Genomic DNA, 11,710 nt, shown 5'->3' on the forward strand with positions numbered 1-11,710 from the left:
TCTCGTTTCGCTGTTCCTCAACGCCCGGGGACGAGAGGGGCAGGGCCGGCCGTTGGGGAGTAGTCCTCACAGATCCCGGTGGACTCGGCCCAGGGGAGAGCCGATCACCCACTTTTGAGGGGCGGGTGGATCGCGCAGCACCGGACCTCTCTCGACCCCGTCCCCTCCGGGCCGCGGGCACGGACCGGAACCCCTATCAGTTCCGGGGTTCGTGCACCACCGTTCGATCGCCCAGCGCATTCGGGTCGACGTACTCAGGCACCCCCGGCCGGACACCCCGATGATGAGGGACATGACGAACAGAGCAAAGATCACCTTCGGTGCCCTCGGCCTCATCGCCCTCACCGCCACTGCCTGTGCCCCCGCGACCGAGACCGATGCCGCCTCCTCCGGCGCGGCGCAGGAGAACGCACTGCCGCCGCTGGGGGCGGACGGCCAGGCGCCCTTCGAACAGCTGTCCCTGGAGGAGGCCGCGCCCTACTTGGAAGCCCAGGGGTATTTACCCGCCGAAGGGGACCTGAACGGCTACGAGGTCGGCCACCTGCCCGAGGACGTCGAGGGCACCGCCTACGACCTGGACCACACGGCCTTGGCCGACGCGGAAGGCCACGTCGCTCCGGACCTCCACGAGGTCGAGCGCTCGTGGCTGGATGACGGCATCGAGGTGGACTATCTGGTAGACGACTTCGGCGAGGTGATGTCCGAGCGCGAGGCCATCGCCGTCTCCAGCCTGTACGTGTCGGTGATGCGGCGCGACGACTTCACCGACATCGAGACCTTCCACGAGGTCATGGAGACCGAGATGGAGAAGGAGTTCCACGACTCGCCGGCCCGGGAACTGCCGAACGGAGGCGGCCACTACAACGGGTCGACCGCGATCTTCTCCCCCGAACCCGGGGTGGTCGTCCATATCCACTACGTGGACGACGCCTACTGGGCGCAGGTTGAAGCGAGCGAGGACCTCACCGCCGAGGGCGACCCGGAGGAGGTCCTGCGCATCGTCGAGGGCATCACACCCGCCTGACCGGACACGACCCAGGTGCCTGGGCGCGAGCGCGCACGCCGTCGGCACAACGCATCGGGGTCCTTCCCGCCACCAGGGGGTGCACCGCGATGCGACCGCCGTAGCCACCCCCCGCGACGGCGGAGACCTTCACGGGTCCGGACACCCCTGGACATCGGTGTTCGGACTCGTCATGGGACTCGTATCGAACGGCGCGCGTGGATGCGAACGTGAGGCTATGCACGCACGCAGAGGTTCGGCGGCGGACCGGGTTCGCGACTGCGGGTATGTCGACCGCTGCGGGGCCGCCTCCCGGACGAGCCTCCTCCCGGACACACCAGACGCCCCTACCCGGGCCGGCCCGCGCCTCGGAGAGCGGATGTCACGAGGCGCTCGATGTCGAGGTCGGCGAGGGGAACCCTGAGGACCAGCAGTCGGTGATAGCAGGCACCCCAGAGCTGGTCGACGATGATGTCGAGATCCGCATCGGAGTCGAGCTCCCCACTGCGTTGTGCCTTCCGTAGCCGAACACGCGCCAGCTCTCGCCGCGGGAGGGCGTAGGTGCGTGACCAGGCCTCGGCGACATCGTGGTCGGTCTGTGCCGCGCCGATGAGCTCCGAGATCGGCTTCCCGGCACCACCATGGGTGAGCAGCCCGACAAAGGAGGTGAGCTGAGTGATGAGGTCGGCATGGAGATCACCGGTCTCGGGGAACTCGAGCGCCGGCTCGCTCTCGGCGAAGAACGCTTCGGCCGCGAGCGCTCCGGGCGACGGCCACCACTTGTAGAGAGTGGTCTTGCTCGCGCCGGCCTCTCGCGCGATCCGTTCGAAGGTGACCGCTCGGATGCCCTCCTCCATCAGGAGGCGGCCTGCCGTGGCCAGGACTTCGGTTCGCACCTCAGCGGCCGGACGGCGGCCGCGACCGCGACCTCTCCTCGGGGACGGCGCTTCGGTCATCATCATTCCCTCATATGGACAGTTCGTTCATTATAATGCTACCGTCTTTTATGGACGCTTCGTCCACATCCTAGTGCGAGGAGAGATCATGGCCGGCATCACGGATCGCGTCGCCATCGTCACCGGAGGTTCGGGCGGCATCGGGCGGGTCAGCGCGGAGCGCCTCGCAGCGGACGGGTTGGCCGTCGTCGTGCACTATGCCGGAAGAGAGGAGCGCGCCACCGAGACGGTCGCCGGCATCGTCTCCGCGGGAGGACGGGCGATCGCCGCGGGAGGTGACGTCGCGGACGAGCACGCCATGGGGGCGTTGTTCGACACCGCGGAACGGGAGTTCGGCGGCGTCGACGTGCTCGTGCACACAGCGGGCATCATGCCGCTGTCCCCGATCGCACAACTCGACCTGGAGACGTTCGATCAGGTGCAGCGCACGAACGTGCGGGGCACATTCGTCGTCGACCGGCTCGCAGCGCAGCGCATGCGCGACGGAGGCGCGATCATGAACTTCTCCACCTCGGTCACTCGCCTGCAGATCCCCGGATACGGCGCATACGCGGCGTCCAAGGGCGCGGTCGAAGCGATGACTCTGATCCTCGCTCGTGAGCTGCGTGGACGAGACATCACGGTCAACGCGGTGTCGCCTGGCCCCACGGCCACGCCGCTGTTCTTCGAAGGTAAGAGCGAGCAGCAGATCGACGGCATCGCCGCCGCCAACCCGATGGAACGCCTGGGTACCCCGGAGGACATCGCCGAGATGGTGTCGTTCCTCGCCGGCCCTGCCCGGTGGGTGAACGGTCAGGTTCTGTACGTCAACGGTGGTGCCGCGTGAGTTCGCAAGACGCTCCCACGGGCACGGGCGTCCTCACCGGAGTCTTCGCGCACACCTGGCAGTCGACAGCGAAGACACCGCTCGCGGGCAGGGCACACCGTGTACGCGACGGTGCGACCCCCGAAGGGACGTAGCGCCTCGGCAGTGTCCGGGTACTCACCTTCCAGGTCGAGCGGGGTCCGCTCCTCGTGGCGGTGGTAGGCGGTCTCGGCACACGGGGTGGTCCACGTGACACGGAACCACACGAATCCGGTGTCGCTCTGCCGAGACCCCCCTTGATGACGAGGTCCCCCGCGTCTCCGAGGACCCCGCACGCCTGGGCCGATGCCGGATCATCGGTCGTCTGGGGCCGCAGGCGTGGGTTGGGTGTGGGGGCACGGCCGGCACCGCCCCCACCCTCGCCCCTGGGTCAGGACAGGTCGTGGCCGAACTCGGCCCCGCTGCCGTCCAGCCCCATCGGTGAGCCTCCGAAGGTCTGCGAACCCACGCCGCTCAACCCCTCGGCATCGGCGTACAGGATGGTGATGGCGCCGTTGCCGTCGTTCTCACCGGGCACCCCCACCACCAGGTCCAGCAGGTCGTCACCGTTCAGGTCCACCAGGGTCACCGCGGCACCCATCCGGTCCCCCGCTTCCGAGGCCCCGGCCACACCGTCCGAGCCCTGGACGAAGGACTGCTCACGCCCGTCCACCCAGTCCGGTCCGCCGTAGAGCACGTCCACGCCGCCCGCGTCCGCGCCACCGTCGGGGTCCTGCACAGTGGTGTCACCGAGCACGATGTCGGCGTAGCCGTCGCCGTCGATGTCACCCACTGCCACCGAGTCCGAGCCCAGGTCGCTGTCCAGGGTCAGCCCCTGGCCGGTCAGGCCCTGCTGCGAGCCCTCCAGGATCCGAGCAGCGTCGCCGTCGGCGTGGGTGATGACCACGTCGGCGTACCCGTCGTCGTTGATGTCACCGGCCGCCACCTGAGCGCCCTGGCCGGTGAGCGAGATCGGCTCGTTCGCGGCTTCGGTGGACAGCCCTCGTGCGTTGCCGGGGAACAGCAACAGCTCCCCACCGTCCCCGGCGCGTTCGTGGTCGGAGACCGTCACCAGGTCCAGATGGCCGTTGCCGGTCACATCCGCCAACTCCAGGGCCGAGACCTCATCGTCCACGCTCGTGGTGGCGAAGAAGGAGCTCACCGACGGATCATCACCGCCCCCATTCAGGCCGGAGCGTCCCCACAGGACGGTGACGTGATCACCGTTACTGATGGCCACGTCCTCATACCCGTCACCATCGATGTCCCCCACCGCAAGAGCGGCCCCGAACCCGGTGTCCCCACGCTCTTGGCGCGGGGAGTGCACACCGAAAGACTCCTCGGACAGACCGCCCTCCTCCCCGAAGACGACCTGCACCAGACCGGCGTCCTCATGCTCTCGCACGTCCTCCGCGGGGGAAGCGACCACCAGGTCTGCGAACCCGTCCCCGTCGACATCGGCCGAGGCGACCTGCGCACCGAACCGATCCCCCACCTCCGGCACACCTCCGACACCGGCCGAGGACTGATCGACCTGATACCCGGCCTGCGGATCGGCGCCGTCCGGTCCGCCCTGGACCACGGCCACGTACCCACCGCGCACCCCGTTACCGCCCACCCCTTCCGGAGCACCAACGAACACATCCGCGAAGCCATCACCATCCACATCATGCACCTGGCCTGGGGACGCATGGGCAGGGCTGAATACCAAAGGAAAGACTAACGACACCACAGACAGGGAAATAGCCGACTTGTACAGCACTAACCGACCACGAGACATGAATTTCCTTCTTAAGTTGAAAGAGAAGCGAGGCCCGAAGAAATCAAAACAGAAGAAGCCGACACTAGAACCATTGCATCTGAGACATACCTCTGATTCGGCCGCAGTATCAATCAGGGAACCAGCCTAGAGAGACCCCCTCATCGATCCGCGAAAGTCACAAATAACTCACTATTGCCACATGATGCCTTGGCCAACTTTTAAGTCAAATACACGAGATCGGCCAAATGGAAGGCGCAGACCAGCCTCCCACTCAATCCACGAGAGGATTAATCCGAGAAATCTCCGCTCTTCCTCATTCGAGAAAAAAGCACAAGCTTCGGCAGCACTGCTACCAAGAACATAGAGATGATGAACAGAGCCGCGAAGATGAACTGGGGAACCTGCCCCAAGTAGAGCAGATACAGGGAGATGAAGAAGGCAAACCCGAGAGGAATGGTGAGACCCCAACCAAGGAGAAATCTATCTTTCCTGTTCGGATTTTCAGGGAACCTCTCGTAAGTTCGAAAGAGCAGAATCTTTGACTTTGCCAACTTTTCCACAAAGTCCGGTTCTGTCGATTCCTTCATTGTCTTAGCCTGCCTAACACGAAAATCTTTGAGGAGGAATGGTTGCAAGTCGAGTGGCCTCGACTTGCAACCATTTACCTTGCTGAGTCTGATGTCAAGTATCCGCCACCGATGAAGCTCGCGGTCGCCCCCGGAACCACAGGCAGGAATGATGTCGCGGCGCCGAAGAACGCGCCCGAGGCTGTGGAGGCAGCGACTTCAGAATCAGACCCTCCGAAAAGACTCGCGCCCGCATACCCTCCGACAGCACCGCCGACAGCACCGGCCACCATACCTCCCACAAGGCATCCGACTCCGCCCGTCAAGGCGCATACGCCAGCAGTGGCACCTGCAGCGAGCAGGGTGGATCCAACATCACCGGCAATGAGGGCCTGCGACTTCAGCCCAGTGGGGTCGGTGCGGTTGATCGGGTCGCCCATGGCGTAGGCGTAGTTGTTCATCTCCTGGCGCGACGGGTCAGCCTGAGTGAAATTCAATGTCACCGCGTCCAGGAACCGGTGACCCAAATGGGTCGTCCCGTCCAGGAACTGGTACGCGCCCGTGAACCCGAACGGGTTCAACTCCCCCGCGCGGCTGTCCTCAGCGATCTCATCGGTGCGCTCACCATAAGGCGTGTACTCATACACCGCATCCGGAGAATCGGCCTCGCTGCCCTCGGCCGTGACCGCGAGCACCGTGCGCTGGTGATCACTCGTGTAATGGAACCGCTCGTCCCCACCATCGGAGACCATCGCGATCAACCCGCCCGAAGGGTCGCGCACGAAACTGGTGCGCTCACCTTCCGAGGCGATCCCGGTCGTACCCAGCGCGGTATTGGACACCTGCCGGTCGATCCGGTTCCCCTCGTGCACGTCGGTGATCCCGCGCACCTGGGTCTGGTCGATGGTGTCATAGCTCAGACTCGTGGACAGATCCCCCTGGCCGTCATCGGCGCGCAGCATCTGGTTGGTGGGGCTGTACACATAGGACTGCTCACCGCGCTCGACCATGTTCCCGGCCTGGTCGTGATCGACCCCGGTGCCGCGCGCGTCGGTGACCTGGTCGGAGTCGTTGTAGGACAGATCCTCACCATCGGCCGAGGTCAGGTTGCCCGCGTCGTCGTAGGCATAATCGATGTCACCGTTGCCGGTCAGGCGGTCCAGGCCGTCGTAGGTGAACTCCTCGGTGGTGCCGTTGACGGTGCGCTCGTGCAGCTTGTCGGAGTCGTCCTCACCCTTGGTCCAGGCATAGGAGGCCTCCACCAGCGTCTGGCCGTCCACACCCGTGGTGGTGATCTCGGTCAGGCGACCCGAGTCGTCGAAGGAGCGGTCTTCTTCGGCCCCGTCGGGGTGGGCGATGTGGGTGCGCTGGTTGTTCTCGTCGTGCTCGAATGTGGTCTCGGCACCGGTGAAGTCGGTGAGCGACTCCAGGCGGAAGGCGTCATCGAAGGCGTAGCTGGTGGTGCGACCGTGTTCGGTGAACTCGGTCAGGTTGCCGACCACGTCGTAGCCGTAGCCGGTGCTCTCCTCGCCGACCGAGTCCGAACGCACCGACTCCAGCAGGTCTCCGCGGGTGTTGAAGTCGAAGGTGGTGCTGACCTGATCGGTGTGAGTGGCCACCAGCCGCCCGTTGTCGTCGTAGGTGTGGGACTGGATCACCTGACCCTCGTGTGTCACCGAGACGATCCGGTCTAGGCGGTCGTAGTCGTACTCCAGGGTGATGCCGTTGCCGTCGGTCACCGACCTCACCCGCGACAGGGAATCGTAGGTGAAGGACATGTCCCCCATCGGTCCCGCTTCGGCCTGGCCGGTCATGTTGCCCACGTCGTCATAGGTGAACGTGGTCCGGTTGTTGTTGGCGTCGGTGGCCGCCGAGACGGTGCCGTCGTTGTTGTAGGACAGCGTGGCCAGGGTGATGTCCTCCTCCGGCGACTCGGCGCGGGTCATGTTCCCGGCCTGGTCGTAGGTGAAGGAGAGCTCGTTGCCGTCCGGTCCGGTGAAGGAGGTCGGCTTGGAGGGGTTGGCCGCATCGCCGTAGCCGACCGCGGTCTCGGCTCCGGTGGGCAGTTCGGTGCCGATCAGGTTGTTGGCGTCGTCGTAGTCGTAGGTGACCGAGGCTTCCAGGGCGTCGGTCGTGGTGGCGATATCGGAGTTGGCCGTCCAGGTGCGGGAACGGGTGTGACCGATCTGGTCGGTGGCCTCGGTTTGGCGGCCCAGGTCGTCGAACTCGAACGTGGAATCCCCGCCGCCGGGGTCGGTCACCGTGGTCTGGCCGTCGGTGTGGTCGAAGGAGTAGACGGCTCCGTCGTCGCCGTGGGGTTCGGTGAAGGAGGTGACCCGGCCCTGGTCGTCGTAGGACAGCTCCCACACCCCGCCCTCGGCGTCGGTGATGCGGGTCAGGTGATGGCCCTCGTACTCGAAGGCGATGTCGTTGCCGGCCCGGTCGGTGATGGCCGCGGGGTAGCGGTCATGGTCGGCGGCGTAGGTGTAGGCCGCGGCCGTCTCACCGGTGGGGTCGGTGATCTCGGTGGGGCGTCCCTGATCGTCCCAGTCCAGGGTGGTGGAGCGGTTCTGGGAGTCGTTGACCGCCACCAGGTGCCCGGAGTTGGAGTAGAAGTAGTCGTTGGTGTTGCCGTTGCGGTCAGCATGGGAGATGGCCCAGCCGTTGGCGTCGAAGTACCAGACCTGGTCCTCGAACTCGCCCCGGGTGTAGGTCAGGGCGTAGTGACCATTCGACAGCTCGGTCAGCGTGGCATTCAGCCCGGCCGGAGCGTCGTACTCGCCGTCCTCGTTCTCGATGAACTCATCACACGAGCCGGTGGGACCGTGGAAGGCCACCCGGTCGGACTCGAACTTGAGCCCGATGTCGCGGCCCGCGGACTGCTTCCAACGGGTGTTGAGCTCGCGGGAGTTGTAGACGCTGTTGAGCCCCAGGTGCACACCGGTGCCGCGCACGGTCAGGTCGCGGTGGCGGATCACGGCGTTGCCGTTCTCCAGGTTGATGTCCACGTCCAGACGGTCGCTGATCTGGTGGCGCTGCATCGGATACCAGGCCGCGATGCCCAGGTTCTCCTCGTTGGAAGAGCACGACCAACCCGGGCTGCGGGCGGCGTCCTCGTCTTGGCCCGCTTCGGGTTCCCAGGCCTGGTCCGGTGGGGCCTGACCATTGTGGTCGGAGGTGGCCTGGCCCGGTTCCCAGGTCTCGGGGGCCGGGACGGTGCGGTCCGCGGGTGAGTGGGGGTCCTCATCGGCCCAGGCCGGTGGGGCCGAGAGCAGAGACAGGGTGAGAGTGGCGGCGGCTGTGGTGGCCAGAACCGCACGCACGGAGTGGGACCTCAAAAGGGGGAACGCTCCAAAACCTGAGGAGGGGGAATCAGGGGCTCAGGGGCCAGACCGGGTCAGGGGCGGACCTGAGAGCGGGCAGATCCACCGGAGCCGGGCACCGGAGGGTGACACTACGTGCCACCCCACCGACCCACCAGGAACCCAGAGTCACCCATATCACTCAGGGTCACGAATCGGAAAGAAGGTTTAAAGCTCTGCTGCCCATCGGGAGCATCCATCGATTCCGTGCACTGGGGGAACTGTGGAATCGGAACCCACTCCATGGCCACGTGCGCCGGCCCACGTACCGCCTAGAGGGGACGGGGCCGAGTGTGGCCATAGACAACAGTTAACACAGGACAAGCACCGACAGCGATCAGTGCGAGACCCAGGGCCACGAAAACGGGGCATCGAATCGGCTGCCACCTCGCCATCACCAGCGGACACGATTCAGGGCCGAGGTGTGCTCCGATCGTGCTCCGCAGGTGTGGATCGGGACGTCAGCGAGCGACAACGAACCGGAGCGGGAAGAACACGCCTTCGGCTACCAGGGCCCATACGGTCAGACCCGGTGTGCGCAGAACACTCACGTAACCGGCGAGGCCGCCTTTCTCCGCGCCGATGCCGATGGTGCGTGGGGCTTGTCGCCGTGGGCGCCGGCCTCGTGGTCACGCACGGTGGCGACCTTCTTTCCTGTGGCCATGCACGGGTGCGACCTTCCGGGGCCGTGCGCTGGACGTGGGACGCGCGATGTCGGGGCGAGCCTCGGCGGGGCCCGAGCACACGGCCGGCCCTACCCGCGAGGGAGACATCGCGGCGCCCACGGCCGCGACCGGTCAGCGACTGTGGCAGGTCTTCAGGTAGCTGAGGAACGATGCCTGGAGCCCGGTGACGTGCGTCTCGTGGAACAACGCCTTCGACACGTGCTCTGATCGTCCCTTGGCGTGCAACTGTTCCACCACCGTCAGAACGTTACGGGCCATTCCGCGGTAGAACGGAATGTCTCCCATCAGTTCGGCTTCGTTCAGCGTGATGTGCAGCCGGGGAGCGACCGCGTCCTCGCCGGGTTCCGGCAGGGCTTCGACGAGGGGGAAGATCCGGCTGTCCGCACTGGCCACACCGGGGCTGCCCGCACCGATGCTCGCGAAGAGCCCTGTCCGGCACAGCCATGTGTAGAGGGCGAAGAGACCACCGTAGGAGTAGCCGAACAGGCCGTGTCCGGACTCGCTGACACGCAGTCTCGACTGCAGGTGAGGGTGGAGTTCACCGGTCAGGAAGTCGAGGAAGACGTCGGCCCGGGTGTCCGCCAACGCCGCGAGGTAGGCGTCCACCTGTTCCTGGGTCATCGCACCCGACTCGCGAGCCGCCGTGAGGGTGGTGAGCATGTCGTCGCCGATGGGTTCTCCCGGGGGCACGAGGTCGCGGTTGCGAATCTGCGCCCAGGACGCGGCCTCCTCACCGGCGTATCCGATGCTGACCTGGATGTAGGGGGCGATCGTCAGATAGGGGTCTGCCTGGGTGACGATGAGGGGCGCGGTGAGGCCGACGGTCCAGTTGCCGTCCAGCACGTAGATCAGCGGTAGGGGATCCGTGGAGTCCGCGTAACCGGGCGGCGTGGTCACCCAGACGCCGTAGCGGTGCCCTGACCGGGCGGTCACCTCCAGGTACTCCGTGTCCGGCAGACAGCCGTGCAAGATCCCGCTCATCGAATCTCCCCCTTCATCGTGCGGCCGCCCTCGATGACGAACGCGGCCATGTTCAGTTCGGCGAACACCGGCCCGTACGGCATTGCGCATATCCGCGTTGCCGTGCGCGTGCACCATGACGTGGGTGCCACGGGCCTCCGGTTCCGCCGCGGCCACGGCGGTCTCCTCGCGGGTGAACCGAGCGTCGGCGAGACGGTCGTGGCCCCCGACCGCACCGCCGACCCGATCGCGGTGAGCGCTCCGTCCGTCACGTTCACATCGGCCGGGGTCAGGTCGACCCCCAATCCGTCCGCGACGGATGCGGCCGACCCACCAGGTAGCGGACATCGGACCTCCCCCCGCGGACCGCTGACCTCAACAGTGGTGAATTGAATATGCGGTAACGTACTCAACAGTGGTGAAACTGTCAATGGAGGCAACGTGAGAGCGCCGGCGGGGGAAGGGAAGAAGCGTCTCTTGGAGGCGCTGTTCGATGAGTTCGGCGAGAACGGCCCCGGTCCGAACCTGTCGATGCGCCAAGTGGCGGAGCGGATCGGTGTGCACCACACGTTGCTGACGTACCACTTCGGGTCGCGGCCGGGTCTGCTGCGTGCCGTGCTGTTGGAGGCGCGCCGCCGCGACAACCTCGTCATCGCCGCGACCGGCGACGAACTCGGGTTCGTGGCCCTGTGCAGAGCCATCTGGAACTTCTACTCGGACCCCGCGCACGAAGACCGCACCCACGCCTTCTTCCACCTGGTCGGGCTCGCGGTCTATGAACGCGACGCGTTCGAGGAGCTCGTCGTCGACATCGATGACCTGGCGCACCTTCTCGAAGCGGCGGCTCTGCGCGATGGCGCCACGGCGACCGGAGCCAGACAACAGAGCCTCATCGCGACCTCATGTCTGCGCGGACTCCTGCTGCAAAGGTTGCTGACCCCGACCGCCGAGATCGACACCGCGGCGGATCGCTTCCTCACCTCGCTGGCGACATTCGAGAGCGAAAGTCACGCGTCGTAGATCACCGCGCCCCACGGGCCGGCCGATCAGGAGGTTGCGGCCGGTCGGAGTAGGTCGCGCCGACGACGGGTTCGGCGCACGGTGGGGTTCGCGTGCGCCCGGAGTGGTTCAGGGCGACCTCACCCTCGGGTTCCGCGCACTGCGTGTCCACCCGGCGCACGGTCCGACTCCAGTGAGAGGTCACAGCTCTGGGACCCTCGCCCCCACGGACCTGGACAGCGACCCGCGACGGCCTGCCGCGGCGTTCAACGTGGTCCGTCCTGGGGGTCCTCGAACGCCGCCTTGACGGCGCGGAGCATCGCCTGGGCGTTGCGTGAGGGTTCCTCCCTCGTCAGGACCACTGTTTCGCGCCATCGACGGAACTCGGGGTCGTGCACCGCGCGCCACACGACGCGATGCGGCAGGATGCCGACGGCGAACCCGGGAAGCACGCACACGCCCAGACCCGCCGCCACCAACCCGAGTCGGGTCGGCCACCCCTGGGCCTCGAACCCCACCCGAGGTCGCTCGAGCGTGGGCCATGGGCCGAACTGCGGTTCGCCCCTCCCCCC

The 11,710-nt window shown here is 66.3% G+C and carries 9 protein-coding genes and 1 pseudogene; 3 read left to right on the forward strand and 7 right to left on the reverse strand.

What is annotated here, in order from left to right:
* Positions 1-292 precede the first annotated feature (292 nt).
* Positions 293-1,024, forward strand: coding sequence for a hypothetical protein (locus DSY14_RS13475; protein WP_211716879.1), 732 nt, complete (start codon positions 293-295; stop codon positions 1,022-1,024).
* A 326-nt stretch (positions 1,025-1,350) separates the two neighbouring features.
* Here DSY14_RS13475 and DSY14_RS13480 read toward each other — a convergent pair whose 3' ends face one another.
* On the reverse strand, positions 1,351-1,965 hold the full coding sequence (locus DSY14_RS13480) for a TetR/AcrR family transcriptional regulator (protein WP_211716880.1): 615 nt from the start codon (positions 1,963-1,965) through the stop codon (positions 1,351-1,353).
* 82 nt (positions 1,966-2,047) lie between these two features.
* Between DSY14_RS13480 and DSY14_RS13485 the strand changes: the two genes are divergently transcribed.
* A complete protein-coding gene (locus tag DSY14_RS13485) occupies positions 2,048-2,785 on the forward strand; it encodes an SDR family oxidoreductase (RefSeq protein WP_211716881.1) in 738 nt (245 codons plus the stop codon).
* Positions 2,786-3,194: 409 nt separating this feature from the next.
* Here DSY14_RS13485 and DSY14_RS13490 read toward each other — a convergent pair whose 3' ends face one another.
* From DSY14_RS13490 to DSY14_RS13505, 5 genes and pseudogenes are all read right to left on the reverse strand, one after another.
* On the reverse strand, positions 3,195-4,208 hold the full coding sequence (locus tag DSY14_RS13490) for a VCBS repeat-containing protein (RefSeq protein ID WP_307851216.1): 1,014 nt from the start codon (positions 4,206-4,208) through the stop codon (positions 3,195-3,197).
* 15 nt (positions 4,209-4,223) lie between these two features.
* Positions 4,224-4,583, reverse strand: a pseudogene (locus DSY14_RS29620) (hypothetical protein); the annotation flags it as partial.
* Between the two features lie 269 nt (positions 4,584-4,852).
* Positions 4,853-5,152, reverse strand: a complete 300-nt coding sequence (locus DSY14_RS13495; protein WP_211716883.1) for a hypothetical protein — start codon at positions 5,150-5,152, stop codon at positions 4,853-4,855.
* A gap of 74 nt (positions 5,153-5,226) precedes the next feature.
* Complete coding sequence (locus DSY14_RS13500; RefSeq protein ID WP_307851217.1) at positions 5,227-8,454, reverse strand: RHS repeat-associated core domain-containing protein; 3,228 nt, start codon at positions 8,452-8,454, stop codon at positions 5,227-5,229.
* 836 nt (positions 8,455-9,290) lie between these two features.
* On the reverse strand, positions 9,291-10,160 hold the full coding sequence (locus DSY14_RS13505; RefSeq protein ID WP_211716884.1) for an alpha/beta hydrolase: 870 nt from the start codon (positions 10,158-10,160) through the stop codon (positions 9,291-9,293).
* Between the two features lie 420 nt (positions 10,161-10,580).
* Between DSY14_RS13505 and DSY14_RS13510 the strand changes: the two genes are divergently transcribed.
* Complete coding sequence (locus tag DSY14_RS13510) at positions 10,581-11,159, forward strand: TetR/AcrR family transcriptional regulator (protein ID WP_211716885.1); 579 nt, start codon at positions 10,581-10,583, stop codon at positions 11,157-11,159.
* Between the two features lie 245 nt (positions 11,160-11,404).
* Here the strand turns inward: DSY14_RS13510 and DSY14_RS13515 are convergent.
* Positions 11,405-11,710 (reverse strand): LysR substrate-binding domain-containing protein (locus tag DSY14_RS13515; protein WP_249187821.1); only part of this gene is annotated, 306 nt, incomplete at its 5' end.

Origin of the sequence: Nocardiopsis sp. MG754419 (assembly GCF_018207095.1) — a bacterium.
Classification (GTDB): domain Bacteria; phylum Actinomycetota; class Actinomycetes; order Streptosporangiales; family Streptosporangiaceae; genus Nocardiopsis.